This is a genomic window from Salinivibrio sp. MA427, assembly GCF_001996115.1.
Classification (GTDB): Bacteria; Pseudomonadota; Gammaproteobacteria; order Enterobacterales; family Vibrionaceae; genus Salinivibrio; species Salinivibrio costicola.
Genome location: NZ_MUFH01000034.1, coordinates 1 through 15,477, shown reverse-complemented (window position 1 = coordinate 15,477; position 15,477 = coordinate 1). Strand labels below are relative to the sequence as shown.

The 15,477-nt window shown below is 50.8% G+C and carries 19 protein-coding genes; 4 read left to right on the top strand and 15 right to left on the bottom strand.

Annotated features, from left to right (window positions below):
- Together BZG79_RS04670 and BZG79_RS04665 are read left to right on the top strand one after the other, a co-directional pair.
- A partial coding sequence (locus BZG79_RS04670; RefSeq protein ID WP_077773825.1) for a DUF3379 family protein occupies positions 1–603 on the top strand: 603 nt, incomplete at its 5' end.
- A 203-nt stretch (positions 604–806) separates the two neighbouring features.
- The gene (locus tag BZG79_RS04665) at positions 807–2,138 is read left to right on the top strand and encodes an outer membrane protein transport protein (RefSeq protein ID WP_077773824.1); all 1,332 of its coding nucleotides are present in this window, start codon (positions 807–809) and stop codon (positions 2,136–2,138) included.
- Positions 2,139–2,249: 111 nt separating this feature from the next.
- Here the strand turns inward: BZG79_RS04665 and BZG79_RS04660 are convergent, their stop codons facing one another.
- From BZG79_RS04660 to ccmA, 10 genes are all read right to left on the bottom strand, one after another.
- A complete protein-coding gene (locus tag BZG79_RS04660) occupies positions 2,250–3,008 on the bottom strand; it encodes an MlaA family lipoprotein (RefSeq protein WP_021023094.1) in 759 nt (252 codons plus the stop codon).
- Positions 3,009–3,082: 74 nt separating this feature from the next.
- A complete protein-coding gene (gene ccmI, locus BZG79_RS04655) occupies positions 3,083–4,294 on the bottom strand; it encodes a c-type cytochrome biogenesis protein CcmI (protein ID WP_077677120.1) in 1,212 nt (403 codons plus the stop codon).
- Positions 4,291–4,815: a cytochrome c-type biogenesis protein gene (locus tag BZG79_RS04650; RefSeq protein ID WP_021023092.1), complete on the bottom strand. Its 525-nt coding sequence runs from the start codon at positions 4,813–4,815 to the stop codon at positions 4,291–4,293. The genes ccmI and BZG79_RS04650 overlap by 4 nt, the downstream gene beginning before the upstream one ends.
- The gene (locus BZG79_RS04645) at positions 4,812–5,363 is read right to left on the bottom strand and encodes a DsbE family thiol:disulfide interchange protein (protein ID WP_077773823.1); all 552 of its coding nucleotides are present in this window, start codon (positions 5,361–5,363) and stop codon (positions 4,812–4,814) included. The genes BZG79_RS04650 and BZG79_RS04645 overlap by 4 nt, the downstream gene beginning before the upstream one ends.
- Positions 5,360–7,333: a heme lyase CcmF/NrfE family subunit gene (locus BZG79_RS04640; protein ID WP_077773822.1), complete on the bottom strand. Its 1,974-nt coding sequence runs from the start codon at positions 7,331–7,333 to the stop codon at positions 5,360–5,362. Before BZG79_RS04640 ends, BZG79_RS04645 begins: the two co-directional genes overlap by 4 nt.
- Positions 7,330–7,815: a cytochrome c maturation protein CcmE gene (ccmE, locus tag BZG79_RS04635; protein ID WP_021023089.1), complete on the bottom strand. Its 486-nt coding sequence runs from the start codon at positions 7,813–7,815 to the stop codon at positions 7,330–7,332. The genes BZG79_RS04640 and ccmE overlap by 4 nt, the downstream gene beginning before the upstream one ends.
- A complete protein-coding gene (ccmD, locus tag BZG79_RS04630) occupies positions 7,812–8,018 on the bottom strand; it encodes a heme exporter protein CcmD (protein WP_021023088.1) in 207 nt (68 codons plus the stop codon). The genes ccmE and ccmD overlap by 4 nt, the downstream gene beginning before the upstream one ends.
- Positions 8,018–8,755 (bottom strand): heme ABC transporter permease, encoded by a 738-nt coding sequence (locus BZG79_RS04625; protein WP_077460321.1) that lies wholly within the window; start codon positions 8,753–8,755, stop codon positions 8,018–8,020. Before BZG79_RS04625 ends, ccmD begins: the two co-directional genes overlap by 1 nt.
- Before the next feature lie 28 nt (positions 8,756–8,783).
- Positions 8,784–9,452, bottom strand: coding sequence for a heme exporter protein CcmB (gene ccmB / locus BZG79_RS04620; protein WP_077460320.1), 669 nt, complete (start codon positions 9,450–9,452; stop codon positions 8,784–8,786).
- On the bottom strand, positions 9,449–10,066 hold the full coding sequence (ccmA, locus tag BZG79_RS04615) for a cytochrome c biogenesis heme-transporting ATPase CcmA (protein ID WP_077576587.1): 618 nt from the start codon (positions 10,064–10,066) through the stop codon (positions 9,449–9,451). Before ccmA ends, ccmB begins: the two co-directional genes overlap by 4 nt.
- 121 nt (positions 10,067–10,187) lie before the next feature.
- Between ccmA and BZG79_RS04610 the strand changes: the two genes are divergently transcribed.
- Together BZG79_RS04610 and BZG79_RS04605 are read left to right on the top strand one after the other, a co-directional pair.
- Positions 10,188–10,991 (top strand): hypothetical protein, encoded by an 804-nt coding sequence (locus BZG79_RS04610; protein ID WP_077773821.1) that lies wholly within the window; start codon positions 10,188–10,190, stop codon positions 10,989–10,991.
- The gene (locus BZG79_RS04605; RefSeq protein WP_242414125.1) at positions 10,991–11,344 is read left to right on the top strand and encodes an EscU/YscU/HrcU family type III secretion system export apparatus switch protein; all 354 of its coding nucleotides are present in this window, start codon (positions 10,991–10,993) and stop codon (positions 11,342–11,344) included. The genes BZG79_RS04610 and BZG79_RS04605 overlap by 1 nt, the downstream gene beginning before the upstream one ends.
- 3 nt (positions 11,345–11,347) lie before the next feature.
- On the opposite strand, the gene BZG79_RS04600 is transcribed toward BZG79_RS04605, so the two are convergent.
- The 5 genes from BZG79_RS04600 to BZG79_RS04580 are packed head-to-tail and all read right to left on the bottom strand — an operon-like array spanning position 11,348 to position 15,402.
- A complete protein-coding gene (locus BZG79_RS04600; RefSeq protein ID WP_021023082.1) occupies positions 11,348–11,782 on the bottom strand; it encodes a DUF2802 domain-containing protein in 435 nt (144 codons plus the stop codon).
- Entirely contained in the window at positions 11,782–12,270 is a 489-nt protein-coding gene (locus BZG79_RS04595) for a chemotaxis protein CheW (RefSeq protein ID WP_021023081.1), read from the bottom strand. The genes BZG79_RS04600 and BZG79_RS04595 overlap by 1 nt, the downstream gene beginning before the upstream one ends.
- A gap of 34 nt (positions 12,271–12,304) precedes the next feature.
- Entirely contained in the window at positions 12,305–13,486 is a 1,182-nt protein-coding gene (locus BZG79_RS04590; RefSeq protein ID WP_077773820.1) for a chemotaxis protein CheW, read from the bottom strand.
- Positions 13,473–14,255, bottom strand: coding sequence for a ParA family protein (locus BZG79_RS04585; RefSeq protein WP_077460316.1), 783 nt, complete (start codon positions 14,253–14,255; stop codon positions 13,473–13,475). The genes BZG79_RS04590 and BZG79_RS04585 overlap by 14 nt, the downstream gene beginning before the upstream one ends.
- Positions 14,256–14,265: 10 nt before the next feature.
- Positions 14,266–15,402 carry a chemotaxis response regulator protein-glutamate methylesterase gene (locus tag BZG79_RS04580; protein WP_021023078.1) on the bottom strand — a complete coding sequence of 379 codons (1,137 nt, stop codon included), beginning with the start codon at positions 15,400–15,402 and terminating at the stop codon, positions 14,266–14,268.
- Positions 15,403–15,477: the final 75 nt, after the last annotated feature.

The window sequence follows — 15,477 nt, the reverse complement described above, 5'->3', positions numbered from 1 at the left end:
GCCGAGGATGTCGCCAATCTCGATAGCAAAATAGACCAAGCGCTTCGCGTTGATGTGCCTGAGGACTTAGCCGATAAAATTCTATTTTCACAAACCAACGATACCGAGCAACCCAAGCGCCGAACTCGCGGGTACCTTGCTATGGCAGCATCCATTGCGTTTGTGTTTGGACTGACACTCGGCCAGTTAAATTGGGGCATTACGACGCCGGATCTAAATCGTACTGCACTGGATCACTACTATCATGAACAGACATTTATTGCGGGCATCAACGAAGCCGCGACGGTTGAGCAAGTGAACGCCAAATTGCAACCTTTTGGCAAAGCCTTCAGTAAGTTGCCAGGCGAGATCACCTATATTAATCATTGCAGCTTTGGTGGCCAACACGCACTGCATATGGTGATGCGAGCCAGCGGGCAGACCTATACGGTGTTTGTGGTGCCATCGGCCAGCCAAGCGCCAGCCGAGAAAAGCGATGGCACAATGCACTCGGTCAGCCTGCCGGTACAATCGGCCAATGTCATTGTGGTGGGCAAGACCAGCGGCCAGACCGCTCCACTGGCTGAGCAACTACAGCAACAACTCACGCCCACTGCAATCTAGTATCAAGCTGCGGATTAATCAGCGACAGCTTATGCTGTTAACAGACAGGCTCCTGGACAACCAGGTGCCTGTTTTTAGCGACGATTCCCATTATCGACGTTAGCCAACCCGCTAACTCCCCTCTCTTTCGTTACAGCNTAAATTGATTTGCGCGCACGAGCTTTTACTCTAGGCCTCCCTTTAAACCGCGAACAAGTAAGCAGATGAAAAATAATAAGATCGTTTATCTCGCCGTTGCCACCGCACTCGGCTCGCTTTCCACCACCGCCCACAGCGCGGGTTTTCAGTTAGCAGAAACCTCAGCAACCGGCCTTGGCCGTGCCTTTGCCGGTGAAGCCGCAATGGCCGATAACGCCAGTGCGCAATTTCGCAACCCTGCCCTGCTCAGCTATTTGACGGACACCCAGGTATCAGCGGGTGGCATCTACGTGAATCCCAATGTCGATATTGATGGACAAAACTCTTCAACTGGCCCCACATCAACCGATGATGTCGCTCATGATGCCGTGATCCCTAACTTTTACTTTTCGCATCAACTCGACGACCGCTTGACCGCGGGCATCGCGCTGGCCACCAACTTTGGCATGGAAACCGATTTAGGCAACGACTTTACCGGCACCCAGTTTGGTAACGAAGCGGCGGTCACCACTTTTGAAATCAACCCAAACCTTGCCTGGAAGGCCACCGACCAGTTGCGTATTGGCGCCGGTATCCGTTATGTGCTGGGGGAAGGCAGTATTGGGGCGAAAAGCAGTCGTAATGTAAATTTACCTATTAGTAAAAACACAACATTACTAGTTCCTGAACAAACCACTCTCAAATACATGGAAGGCGATGATCGTGCCTGGGGCTGGCAATTGGGTGCCGTGTACGACATCAATGACAAGCACCGTGTCGGTTTTAATTACCGTTCCGAAGTGAACCTCACGCTGGATGGGCATGCTGAGGGGTTAACCTACAATATAAACCCCAATGGCTCAGGCTCCCCCCTCAGCAATACACACTACGCGGGCAGTATGGATCTTACTCTCCCCGCCACCGCCGAGCTCTCGTCGTTACATCAGCTGACTGAGCAGTGGGCGATACACACCAGCCTTAACTGGACCGAGTGGAGCAGCTTTGACAAGTTAGAGGCAGATATTCCATCGCTGTCTAGTGACCCAAAAATGGTCAAAGTCGAAAACTGGGAAGATAACTACCGCTTTGCGATCGGCACCACGTATCAGTGGGATCAACAGCTAACACTGCGCTCAGGCATTGCCTATGACACCTCGGCAGTCAGTGATCAAAACCGTACCTTGACCATCCCAGAAACCGATCGTACCTGGTTAAGCGTGGGTGCTGGCTATGAGATGACGCCACAGCTCACCCTAGACGCGGCCTTTACCTATGTCTTTGCCAAAGATGCCTCGGTAAAAGAGCCGCGTGACGGGATCACGTCGGATAAAGGTGGCTCTGATTTCGGCGGTGACTTTGAGGGTGAGACTACCGGTAATGTGTGGTTAGTCGGCGTGCAGGCCAGCTATCGTTTTTAAGTGCTAGACCAATGACCGCTCGCCAGTCGATGCGAGTGATTAAATAAAAACACCACGGTGTCGCCGTGGTGTTTTTTTGATCACGCTTATCCTCAACGAGATCACGTTAACTTACGGTGCAGCGTCGATATCATCGATAAAGTCATCGAGAAACTCATCATTCAAGGCCGGTTGTTGCTCTAACGCCTCATCCCCTTTGGCACGATAGCGACGATTTTGTAGATAAGCCTCACGCGCAAACGCATAAGGGTCTGGCGAGTTGTCCAGCTGTGACTCTTGCGATACCAAGGCCGCTCGTGATTCCATGCCATCAAACATCCACTTTAACGCCGACTGCGGCAACGTCAGTAATGCCAGTGGCGGGTATAAGCCATCGACCACTTCGCCGGCGCCTTCTCTGACCGAAGTGGGACCATAACCCGGCAGCATAATATAGGCGCCCGTACCGACATCATAGTGCCCCATCGCATCGCCAAACTCACGTTGGTCGTATTGCTGAATATCGGCTGCAGAGGCGATATCAATTAAGCCACCCAAGCCAAACAAGGTGTTAATCCAAAAGCGGTTAAAATGGGTGACCGCTTTTTCGCCTTCTAGCATCAGCACGCTATTTAAAAAACTGGCTGGCTCTTCTAGGTTACCCAAAAAATTGGAAATCCCGGTGCGCATTGGGCTCGGCACATAATCGACGTAGGCGATCGAAACCGGACGCGCAACATAGGGATCAAGGTAATCGTAATTTACCGTCCACATCGCACGGTTAAATCCTTCTAATGGATCATCGGGGTGCGGCTCGGCACCCGGTGGGCGTGACGCACACCCTGCGACAAGACCTAATATAAGCGCCATTAAACACAGACGTTTCCACATCAAATGGGATTCCTCTATAAAATGAAAGGCTGGGAATGCCCAGCCTTAGTAACAATCTGTCTATTTTGTCTTGGTTACTGCTGTTTGTCGATAACCAGTTCAACCCCTTCGCTTAAGACCACCGGATCACTGACACCCACCCAGTCGCCTTGCTTAGTCGCGACATTGCCATCTCGGTCAATACGCGCTTTGATCACCACGCTATCAAGCGAGGAAAGTGCCTGCACCGGGTTCAAACTATCGCTATCAGCCAAGGCTAGTGAAACCGGAAACTTAGACAGTGGGAGACGCTTAGCGGCAATCGGCATCGCTGCCTCAGCCGATGCATGCGCGGAAATGATCAGCACGCCATCCTCGGGTAATTCAACCTGCTCCCCCAGTTTCACCGTGATCGCTATCTTGGCTCCTGCAGCACTGTTGAGGGCTAGCTGGGCACGGGCAATCGACTGATCAAGGGTTTGGTTACGCGGATCGTCTTTGCCAATCAAGGTTTTCATCGCATTCCAAGTCGCGATGGCATCTTGATAACGGCCTTGCTCGAACGCCTGGTAGGCCAGTAACGACATCGCCTGTAGATTAAAGGGATCGTCTTTCACTACAGATTTTAATAAATTCTGCGCCCGGGCACTGTCTGCCTCATCACCTGCAAACAGCAAGGCTTGCGCCAACCCCACTTGAATATCGGATTGCGAGGGTGCCAAGGCATAAGCTTTTTCCATCGCCCCTTTGGCGGTTTCGCCATCCCGATTGGCCAAGCCAATGCGTCCGAGCAACAACCAACCGGTACTGTCTTGCGGCTCGTGCTGCAAGCGGGTCCGCAACGCCAAGGTAAGATCTTGCATCTCTTGCTGAGTTAATGGCTTCTCGCCCTCGAGTAACCGCTTTGATAGCTCGGGCAACTGTTTGGCGGTTTGCTGCCACTGCGCGACCTGATTCGCACTCCCTTCGATGCCATATAACCCAAAACTCACTATCGCAAGCACAATAAGCCCCGGAACCCATTGCATTGGCGTTAAGCGCAAATGACGAGCCTGCTTGGCTTTTTCTTTTTCAGGGATATCGTCCAACAAGGATTGTTGCAAATCCTGCGTTAGGTCCTGCTCATTATCAATCAGCCCTTCGGCACCCTCAGACTGGATTTCTTCAACCCGGTCATAATAAAAGGCTTTGTTAAGTGCATCCCGGCTGGCTTGATGGTCGTGTTCGCTTTTTTGCCAAAGGGGCCAGAGAAACATCACCGCGCCAAGTACAAAAAACACCAAGGTGGCGCCCCAAAACTCAATCATTTTGGCTCCTTTTTCTGTTCGGTTGATCCATGCTCAGCGGATACTTTAGGCTCTGCGTCGGTCGCTTTTTCTGAAGCTAATAACGCATCAAGCCGTTGTTGTTCTTCATCACTGAACGCCTCATTCAGCGTTTGCTTGGCTCGGCGACTGCGCACAACCATCAACCCAAGCCCCGTGAACATGACCAGTGCAGGCGCAAGCCATAAAACTATGGTGGAGGCAGTCAATGGCGGATTATAGGTCACAAAATTGCCATAGCGTGCAATCATAAAGCTGCGAATTTCATCGTCAGTACGCCCTTGCTGCAGCATTTGATGGACTTTTTGCCGTAAGTCTTGCGCCAATTCGGCATTGGAATCAGCAATGCTATTGTTCTGACACTTAGGACACCGTAATTCACTGGTGAGGGCGCGAAAACGCGCCTCTTGTTTGGCCGAATCAAACTGATAGACATCAATCGCATTGGCAAATGCTAAGGTCGCACCGGCCCACAATAGGACAATCATGATCACTTTTTTCACGATCCCTCCTCCTGCAATGCGTTAAATTTAGGCTTTAAGGTTTCTTGCCAATTACGTGCGTTAACATCCCCCACGTGCCGGTATTGAATGATACCGTTGACATCGATCAAAAAGGTTTCTGGCGCGCCATATACCCCTAAATCAAGCCCTAGCATGCCATCGCCATCGTACAGACTGATCTGGTAAGGATTGCCAAGATTATTCAGCCATTTTACCGCTTTGCCGCGATCATCTTTGTAGTTGAGTCCAATGATTTTGACCCCTTGCGACGCCAGTTTATTGAGAAACTGATGCTCGGCATAACAGGTAGGGCACCAAGTCGCCCATACGTTTAACAGTAAAGGCTCACCATTAAAAATAGCCTGGTCATACACTTTGCCCGGCGTTTGCAAATCTTCGAGATGAAAAGCGGGCACCGGCTTGCCCACTAATACCGATTCAAGCTTGGTGGGATCGTCTCCTTGCGCATTTTTATCGAGCTGGGCGACGAAAAAGCCAGCGAGAGCAACAAAGGCAAGTAACGGGAGAAACCACAGTAACTTCTTCATCCTTTCGCCTCCGATGTCGCAGTTGATGAGATCGATTTACGACGAAAGCGGTAGCGCTTATCACTGATCGCTAACGCGCCACCAAGCGACATCACGATGGCACCAAACCAAATCCAACGGACAAAAGGTTTGTAATAAAGCCGCATCGCCCAAGCGCCATCCGGCAATTCTTCACCCATAGCAATGTAGAGATCTCGGGTTAAACCGCGATCGATGGTTGCTTCTGTCATCATCGAACGCTGAACCGAATAAAAACGCTTTTCTGCTTCTAAATGATTGATAAAGCGCTCGCCATGGTACACATCAAAGGATGCCACATAAGCTTGATAGTTCGGTCCTTGCTTTTCCGACAAGTCAGTAAAGTTAAAGGTATACCCTTGCAGCGTGACACTGCTTCCTGGCGCCATTTTAACGTCACGTTCAATATCATAATTTTCCACCATGGCTACACCGATGATGGTAATGGCTAAGCCAATGTGTCCCAACACCATCGCCCAGTGACTGCGCCCTAACTTTTTGATCCCGACACGGAATGGATGCCGATGCGTGGCGCGTAAATGTAGCTCATAGCCATGCAAGAAGGTAATCCACAACGCCATGGTGACCCCCATGGCCGCCATCGCTTTAAAGCTATCAGCCAATAAGGCAATGGACCCAATCCCCAAAGCGACCGCCGCGATCCCGCTTGCGAGCATGGGTTTGGCGAGAGTGGAAAGCTTATCGCGCTTCCAACGGATTAAGGGGCCAATCCCTAAGAAAAAGGCGAAAGGCAGCATTAGCCATGCGAACAAAAAGTTGAAGAAAGGTTCGCCAATAGAGACCGATCCTAACCCAATTTGTTTGTGCACCAAGGGAAGCAAGGTGCCGATTAAGACTATCACCAACGCGGTCATCAACAAGGTATTGTTAACCAACAAAGCGTTCTCGCGTGAAATGAGCGACACCTTGGTGTTCCCTCGAATTTCTGAGGCGCGCAACGCATAGAGCAACAATGAACCACCAATCACCACCACCAGGAAGCCAAGAATAAATAGCCCTCGCGCCGGATCGGACGCAAAAGAATGTACCGAGACCAAGACGCCTGAGCGCACTAGGAAAGTACCTAACAAGCTTAATGAGAATGCGGATATCGCCAATAATACGGTCCAGGCTTTAAAGGTGCCCCGTTTTTCGGTCACTGCCAGCGAGTGCATTAATGCCGTCCCAGCAAGCCACGGCATAAACGACGCGTTTTCGACCGGATCCCAAAACCACCAGCCTCCCCAGCCCAGTTCGTAATACGCCCACCAGGAGCCAAGTGCGATCCCAAGGGTAAGAAATAGCCAAGCGGCCGTAGTCCAAGGTCGTGACCAACGCGCCCAGGCGGTATCTAAGCGACCGGCCAACAATGAGCCAATCGCAAAAGCAAACGCAACCGAGAAGCCCACATAACCCATATACAAAATCGGTGGGTGGACAATAAGTCCTGGGTCTTGCAGCAATGGGTTTAAATCACGCCCGTCGACAGGAAAGTAAGGTAAGGTGCGATCAAAGGGATTGGACGTTAGAATAATAAAGAGTAAAAAACCAACCGAAATCATCCCCATGACGGCTAAAACGCGCGCGACAGAGGACAGCGGCATGCCGCGACTAAACACAGCCACCGCTACCGTCCACAGTGCTTGCACCAACACCCAAAGTAATAATGAGCCCTCGTGAGCGCCCCATACCGCAGTGAGGCGATAGTACCAAGGCAGTGCACTGTTGGAGTTACTGGCGACGTAAGCTACCGTAAAGTCATTGGTGTAAAAGGCCCAACTCAAGGCGATAAAAGAAAACAGCAACATGGCAAACATTCCCACAGACAGTGGTCGTGCCATTTTCATCATGCCTTCATGCCCTTTACTCGCCCCATAGAGGGGATAAAAACTTAAAAGTAGCGCCAGCCCCAGGGCGAGGATTAACGCATAATGCCCGAGCTCAACAATCATAACTGACTACCTTGTTTTTGCTCCTCGGTGTATTCAAGTGGCTGATGGTTTTTCTCCATCGCCTCCGCGATTTCTGGCGGCATATATTCTTCATCGTGCTTAGCCAGTACTTCACTCGCTTTCACCGTACGCGAATCAACAAGTACCCCTTGCGCGACAATGCCTTGTCCTTCTCGAAATAAGTCCGGCAAGATCCCCTCATAGGTCACAGTGACGGCAGGGCCTACATCGGCGACATCAAACTGAATTTGCAAAGACTCCTGATCGCGTTTCACCGAGCCTTCTACCACCATACCGCCGATACGAAGACGCTGACCGACTGTTGGCTTGGTCCCATCGGGTTTGCCTTGCACGATTTCAGTGGGGGTATAGAACAAGTCCATATTCTGATTCAAGGCGTAAACAACGAGCCCAATCGTGGTCGAGGCGCCAAGAACCAAAGCAAGGGTAATCCACAATCGTTTCTTACGTCGGGGCGTCATAAGGTGTTCTCCAGTGATTGAGCGTCTTTTATTCGCTGCTCTCGTGCGATTTGTTGTTTAACGGCTTGCAGGCGTTTGTTGTGAGTACGGTGATAACCGATAATCAGCGCAATCATCGCACCCGCGGTGATACCAAACGCACTCCACACATAGGCGGCATAGCCCCCCATGGATAAAAACGCACTGATACTATCAAAATGCATTAGTGGTCCTCCGCCAGCGCACGGACCCACGGTCGATGAGACTCGCGTAACAAAATTTGATTACGCAGCCCCATCAAGGTCAGGGCGATAAAAAAACAAGCGAAACCCAGCAGGCAAACCAATAGCGGCCATAGCATGCCAGGATCGATAGACGGCCGAGCGAACTTAGTGATGGTGGCGCCTTGATGTAAGGTGTTCCACCACTCTACCGAGAAGTGAATAATAGGAAGATTAATCACGCCGACCATGGCTAAAATACCGGCGGCTTGTGAGGCGGTACGCGCATCATCGAACGCGTTGTAAAGTGCCATCACACCGATATAAAGGAACAGCAAAATCAACTCAGACGTGAGTCGGGCATCCCAGACCCACCAGGCGCCCCACATCGGCTTACCCCAAATTGCGCCGGTCACCAACGCTATAAAGGTAAAAACGGCCCCAACAGGCGCAATGGCACCCACGGCCCAATCGGCCATTTTAATCTGCCAGACTCGACCGATAAAAGCGGCTATCGCCATTGACATATATGCACCCATCGACCAGATTGCGGCCGGCACGTGGATATAGATAATGCGAAAACTATCGCCTTGTTGATAATCTGCGGGCGCGAACGCCAGCCCCCATATATTTCCGATCATTAAGCTCAGCCCAGCCAGCACGGCAAACCAAGGGAGCAAAGTCCCACAGAGCCGATAACTCACTTCAGGTTTTGCGTAAGGGTGAAGCCACTTCCACATGACAATTGCTCTACTTCCTGATTAATAATTAATTCACGCTCACACGCAACGCGGCGGCGATAGCAAATGGCGCCAAGGTGACCGATCCCACCAACATGGCGCCAAGAATAGCCAGTTGCCCACTGATGTCTGCCCCTAATGCGGCCATATCAATCGCTGAGGTCGCAAAAATCAGTACAGGGATATAAAGAGGGAGGATCAATAGGCTCAACAAGACGCCGCCTTTACGTAATCCAACGGTTAGCGCCACGCCAATAGCGCCAACAAAACTCAGCGTTGGGGTCCCCAATAACAAGGTTAAGACCACCGCTTGGTAGCTAGTGCTATCTAATGACAGCAACAGCGCCAGTACCGGGCTCACAAGCAGCAAAGGCAACCCTGTTAACAACCAGTGTGCAATCACTTTGGCGATCACCAACACAGGTAAAGGGACAGGCATCAGCATCATCTGCTCTAATGAGCCGTCCAGATAATCGTCGCGAAAAAGCCGCTCTAAGGATAATAATGCAGAGAGCAAGGCCGCGACCCAGATCACACCAGGGGCAATTTTCTGCAATAATTGCGGGCCAGGCCCTACCCCTAATGGAAATAAGGTAATCACGATAATAAAAAACCATAATGGATTGAGGCTGTCAGCAGGCTGACGGAAGGCCACTTTTAGCTCTCGCCGAATGGTCAACCACATGGCTTGGATCATTGGGCCCCCAAACGAATACGACGCAGCAAAGGATGGTCGACAAACATATCTTGATGCGTGGTGAACAATACAATGCCACCTTGGTTGACATGCCGCTCGAACACAGCTTCAAGCACCTTCACGCCCTGTTTATCAATCGCAGTTAACGGTTCATCGAGAATCCACAATCGACGGTCGGTAAGCCACAAACGCGCCAATGCTACGCGTCGATTTTGACCCGCTGATAGTTGTCCAGCGGGAATATCTTCGCGCCCAGCCAGGCCGACTTTAGCCAAGGCTTGCCAAATCGCATCACTGTCATAGCGGCCATGCATTTGCATCGCATGAGAGAGATTCTCAAAGGCGGTTAGTTCGCGTTTCACTCCGGGGGTATGCCCTAAAAAGAGAAGATTACGATAAAACACGTCGCGCTGTTGGGTAATCGTCTGCTGCTGCCAACAGACCTCTCCGCTATCCGCTAAGCCTAGACCCGCGATAATACGTAATAGCGTGGTTTTGCCTGCCCCGTTTGGTCCCTCAACTTGAACAAGATCACCCGGAGACAGAGAGAATGTCAGCGCATCAAACAACACYCGATCATCACGAACACAGCACAGCTGTTTCACTTCCAACATGACAAATGTTGCATCCTGCTTTGTGTTACAAAAGTGGACGCATAGTATCACAATGGTCAAAATGACTGTTAGTTACCATAGGGTTGCAAAGTGTGACTCGCGTAAATAATTGTGAGAAACCATGAAGATTGGGCCAACGAATCCACAACAATGGGTGGAAAAACCAGCAGCGCTTGCAAGACCAATGACAAGTCAGATAGACAGTCGTGCACTGACGCAGGCGCAATTTACGTTGCTAGCCGGTCAGTCCCAGGCCTCCCTCTCCGGAGTGCTGGCTCAGTTACACCTATTGCCCGCGCTGACCGCCACTATCCAGCAACAGCCTGCCGCGACACAAACGCTGATGCAATCGTTGCTGTCATTGTGGACGTTACCGAGTCGCTCACACGACCTGAACCCGGAGAAAATCGCCGAATGGCTGTCACAACGCCCCGCAGATAAATTAATGGCGACGTTACTGCGCCAATGGCTGACACCACAATCTGAAGGCGACGGTATGAAGGGCGCATTGCGATTAATGGCCGAACAGCGGGTCGCTGAATCGGCTCGCCCGGGAGAGTGGCAATGGGTGCTGCCCTTTTCCGCCCCCCAGCAACCCCCTATTCGGGTAAACGCGCGTCGATGCGGGGCTCAAGATTCATCGGAGTCGGCACCAAACCTAAGCTGGCAAATTCGACTTTATCTTCCCGTTGGCCGCCAATTTATTCGTGCGGATGTCGACGTCTCAGATGTCGAGAATAAAATAACGCTAACCGCCCCGACACACGCACTCCAGCAGCGAATTTATCAAACGATTGATTGGCTTAATGACCGACTCGCTCAGCAAGCCATTGCGATGGAGATCAATGTCAGTGATAGAGTAGAAGCTGTCACACCGAATACAGCCGAAGTGCCACCAGGGGCCGGCATTTCAGTGAGGGTATAATGATGAAAAGTGAGAAAGGTGACAAAGATAAGAAAGATGACAAAGATAAGAAAGGTGACAAAGGTGAGAAACGAGCTATCGCGCTTGGATATGATGGTTATAACGCGCCGACGGTTCAAGCCAAAGCGTCTAACCAACTCGCGCATGAACTCATTGAAGCACTTAATGAACAAGGCTGCCTAATTCACGAAGATGCTCACCTACTCGCGTGGTTAGAAAAGCTTGAAAAGGGGGATGAAATCCCGCCGATTCTTTACCAAGTGATAGCAGAGTTGATTGCTTATGCGTGGGTGTTGGAAGGAAAAACCCCACCAGGCTGGCACGAGCATAAGCCAATCAATACGCAGGTATAAAGACTAGCGTTGCTGATTGGCCGCTTGACGCTTACGTAAACTCAGTAAAAGCTCAGCCTCGGCTTTAGGGAGATCACATTCTTGCATCAGTTCATCCACATCGGCACCGAGGTCGACCATTTTGCTCGCACGGCTATATAAGCGGCTACCTGAATCGTGCATCTCCAGCTCGACGTGCTTTTCCAGTAGATCGTCGACATTGGCAGATAAATCCGCCAACTTTTTACCCATACCCATACTACCGGCACGCAATTCATTAAACTGCTTAGCAAGACTGTCATGGCGTTGACGCGCACTTTTTAGCACGGTTTCCATCGCCTGCAACTTGTTCTCTAATCGCTCCCGAGCGCGCTTTTCCGCGCCCAAGCGCCACAAAGTGACGATGGCAAACACCACCGTCACCACAACCGGCAACCAAGTAAGCAGCAGCTCAACCATTACAGCATGGCCATTTCATTCCACTCTTCATCGGTCAATAACTTGTTGAGATCGACCAAGATAAGTAGTTCACCATTACGGTTGCTTACGCCTTGAATAAACTTGGCGCTTTCTTCTGTACCGACGCTCGGCGTGGTATCAATTTCTGATGTTTTCAGATATACCACTTCGGCAACGCTGTCGACCATAATGCCAATGACTTGGGTTTCTGCTTCAATAACAATCACACGCGTATTGTCTGTGACCTCGGCAGAGGCTAAACCAAAGCGAGAGCGTGTGTCGATCACTGTCACGACGTTACCACGCAGATTAATAATACCCAATACATAGTCAGGGGCGCCAGGGACCGGTGCAATTTCGGTATACCGTAATACCTCACGCACCTGCATTACGTTGATGCCGTAGGTCTCTTCTTCAAGCTGAAAAGTAACCCACTGCAATACTTCGTCATTGACGCCTTCTTTTTGAATTTCAGCTACCTGAGACATTGATTTTCCTCTTTACGCGCTGTGTAACTAGTTATTACGCCATCGCTTTGGCGTCAATCCCCTGATTTAACATAGCAATAAATGCTGGGACATGGATCAAAGCACACATTTTCTCTTTGACCATGCCCGCTAGCCACGGCCTTTTTCCGGCTTGTTTTCGCCAGCGAATGGCTTTTCCACTGAGAGCTTGTGTGCCTAGGAGTTGATCACACGCCAACCCCCACTTACTGTCCCCCAGTATCACAATATAATTATAGTCGTCCCTGTGCTGATTATCTGCCAGTTTTTCTGGCATCACCCAACGAGCAGTATCAACGACATCAAGCTGTTGCTGCTTCTCTGTCTGCAATCCTAGATACCAATCTGGTCGTCCGATCAAACGATTACAGTCTCCGAGTTGATGAATACCACCTAATTCTGCAAGTGGCACGGCATAGGTAACGCCCATACTCTCAAAAAATAATACCTGAAACTCCGCTTCAGTTTCAGCATTTTCCCACTGTGTGGGAGGAATCTCTTCACCGGCTTGTGTGTCAACCTCGACGTCAACGTCCGCCTGTTGTGCTTGCTCCGTCCTGAACGCCTCATCAACACGCACTTCTTCTTGGTCGGACGTAGATACCGTTGCTTCGGACTCGATGGAGACACCTTCGTCCGTCTCGGTCTCGGTCTCGGTCTCGGTCTCGGTCTCGGTCTCGGTCTCGGTCTCGGTCTCGAATGCAGTCTCTACCTCAGGCACAGACTCGTCTACCGTAATCGCGTCTTTTTCTTGTAGGCCCCAATCAGCCATGGTGTAAGTGTCTACCACTGACTCAGACGCTTCTTCAACCAAGGGTTCTGTTGTTTCAGTCGCAGTGTCTTGGGCGCGTTCAGTCTCTGTTTGCGTTGAGGTTTCCGCTTGCGCGTCGACTTCAGCTTCTTCATCAATTCTAAGCTGAGCTAACAAACGCTCAACTTCTGCCAGATCGCGCTCTGGCTCGGCATAAGCAACCGGATCGGGCTTCAACGGTGCAGCACTAGGTTGTGGCTTGGGCTGCAAGCGTGGCTGTGTCGGATCATTATCCTCGATCAATGAGGCAGACGACACCCGCGTCACGCCCAAATCGGGTGTGACGGATTGGGAATCGCTTTCCGAGCTGTCACCTAAGTCATCCAGTAGGGCTTCAAAATAGTCATCGAGCGCCTGACCACTGGAGAGGGTGTTATGCTTGTTCATCCTGTTCCAGTCGCTCCAAATAGGTTAATAGCGTTTTGTAAGCAAAGACACCGCGGCAGTTTTTGGCATAGAAAGACGCTGGCATATGTTTGAGGCTCGCATCTCGAAACTTGGTATCAATAGGAACGGCTGACGCCCACACTTGATCACTGTAGCGAATCTTTAACTCTTGCAATGTTTCTAACGAGGCGCGTGTTCGCTTGTCGTACATGGTAGGAATGATGGTGAGATTAAAGTTGGAGCTACGAGATTTTTGCATGATCTGTAACGTCCGCATCATTCGCTCCAGCCCTTTCATGGCCAAAAATTCAGTTTGTACAGGAATTAAAATTCGATGACTCGCCGCTAACGCATTAACCATCATCACACCTAGTATGGGCGGGCAATCAATTAATACATAGTCGTAGTCATCCGAGAGTGCGCTCAACGCCTTCTTTAGTACCAGCCCCATGCCACCACGGTTACCCATGACACGATCCAACGTTGCCAGTGACATATGAGCGGGGATCAAATCTATGTTTTCATACTGGGTCTTTAAAATAATCGGTTTGACCGTGTCTTTATTCACGGTCTGTAATTGGAATAAATCAAACAAACTTGCCGGAAGCTGCTCCGAATCAAAATTCAAATACGTCGATAGTGAGGCGTGCGGGTCGGTGTCCACCAGCAGGACACGTTTCTTACGCTCGCTAATCAATCCTGCTAATGTCACTGTGGTGGTTGTCTTACCAACACCGCCCTTTTGGTTGGCGATACTCCAGACTATCAAGCCCCACTCCTTATTTTAAATTCAACTCAACCAGTATGCGCTCGGCAATCCGGTCAAGTGGCAAGTCTTCCGATGAGATGCCCGCTTTGGCGACCGCTTGCGGCATGCCATAAACAACACAACTGTCTTCATCTTGCGCCCAGATCGTCGATCCCGCATTTTTGAGCATGCGTGCACCTTCTCGACCGTCCGCTCCCATGCCTGTTAGCACCATAGATAGGACTTTATCGCCATAGATTTTTGCCGCCGAGCCAAATGTCACATCCACACAGGGTTTGTAATTCATCCGCTCGCCGCCATCGAGAATTTTTAAACGTGCAGCACCCGGCCGACCATCTACCATCATTTGCATGCCACCAGGCGCAAGATAAGCATGACCCGGTTTGAGCATATCGCCATCTTTTGCCTCGGCCACGGTTACCTTACTCAGACCATTTAAACGCTGAGCAAATGCGGCGGTAAATGTCGCTGGCATATGCTGAATTAAGATAATGGGCAGTGGAAAGTTCGCTGGCAGTTTAGTCAGTACCTTTTGTAGCGCAACCGGTCCCCCCGTTGAGGTACCAATTGCCATTAATTGATAGCGCTTACCCGAAGCGGCAAATTTTGCCGGCGCTTTTGCTGAAGACGCCGTACCCGCGGTGGGTCTAGACACCGGACGTGCAGGCGCTCGCACCCCACCCGTCGGTGGTACGGTTTGCTCAGAGCCGGAAGCAGGTGACGGACGTGTAGCGCGACGCATGACCGGGCGCTTACGCGCGATCTCAAGCACGCGCTGCTGGAGTAAGTTCGTTGCCTCATCTCGATTACGCGCGATATCCTCAAACTTTTTGGGAAGAAAATCGAGTGCACCCGCTTCGAGTGCATCTAACGTCGCTTTTGCGCCATCGTGTGTTAGCGATGAGAACATCAAGATAGGTGTTGGCGTTTGCGCCATGATTTGGCGCACCGCTGAAATCCCGTCTAACACCGGCATTTCGACATCCATAGTGATCACGTCTGGCTTAAGTTGCGCGGTTTTTTCAACCGCTTCTTTGCCATTCACCGCACTATCAATCACCTCCATTCTTGGATCAGCGTTGATTATTTCACTCACGCGGCGACGGAAGAAACTTGAATCATCTACCACCAATACTTTTACTGCCATGGGCGTCCTTTTCTCTCATTAACCTGCGTAATGTTTCAACAGGTTGGGCACATCCAGAATCAGGGCGATATGACC

Coding starts and splice junctions, on each gene's coding strand:
- BZG79_RS04660 (WP_021023094.1), bottom strand. CDS start 3,008: ATGTGGAAACGTCTGTGTTTAATGGCGCTTATATTAGGTCTTGTCGCA.
- BZG79_RS04595 (WP_021023081.1), bottom strand. CDS start 12,270: ATGTCTCAGGTAGCTGAAATTCAAAAAGAAGGCGTCAATGACGAAGTA.
- BZG79_RS04600 (WP_021023082.1), bottom strand. CDS start 11,782: ATGGTTGAGCTGCTGCTTACTTGGTTGCCGGTTGTGGTGACGGTGGTG.
- BZG79_RS04590 (WP_077773820.1), bottom strand. CDS start 13,486: ATGAACAAGCATAACACCCTCTCCAGTGGTCAGGCGCTCGATGACTAT.
- ccmI (WP_077677120.1), bottom strand. CDS start 4,294: ATGATTGAGTTTTGGGGCGCCACCTTGGTGTTTTTTGTACTTGGCGCG.
- BZG79_RS04645 (WP_077773823.1), bottom strand. CDS start 5,363: ATGAAGAAGTTACTGTGGTTTCTCCCGTTACTTGCCTTTGTTGCTCTC.
- ccmE (WP_021023089.1), bottom strand. CDS start 7,815: ATGACGCCCCGACGTAAGAAACGATTGTGGATTACCCTTGCTTTGGTT.
- BZG79_RS04625 (WP_077460321.1), bottom strand. CDS start 8,755: ATGTGGAAGTGGCTTCACCCTTACGCAAAACCTGAAGTGAGTTATCGG.
- BZG79_RS04605 (WP_242414125.1), top strand. CDS start 10,991: ATGATGAAAAGTGAGAAAGGTGACAAAGATAAGAAAGATGACAAAGAT.
- BZG79_RS04665 (WP_077773824.1), top strand. CDS start 807: ATGAAAAATAATAAGATCGTTTATCTCGCCGTTGCCACCGCACTCGGC.
- ccmD (WP_021023088.1), bottom strand. CDS start 8,018: ATGCATTTTGATAGTATCAGTGCGTTTTTATCCATGGGGGGCTATGCC.
- BZG79_RS04640 (WP_077773822.1), bottom strand. CDS start 7,333: ATGATTGTTGAGCTCGGGCATTATGCGTTAATCCTCGCCCTGGGGCTG.
- ccmB (WP_077460320.1), bottom strand. CDS start 9,452: ATGATCCAAGCCATGTGGTTGACCATTCGGCGAGAGCTAAAAGTGGCC.
- BZG79_RS04580 (WP_021023078.1), bottom strand. CDS start 15,402: ATGGCAGTAAAAGTATTGGTGGTAGATGATTCAAGTTTCTTCCGTCGC.
- BZG79_RS04610 (WP_077773821.1), top strand. CDS start 10,188: ATGAAGATTGGGCCAACGAATCCACAACAATGGGTGGAAAAACCAGCA.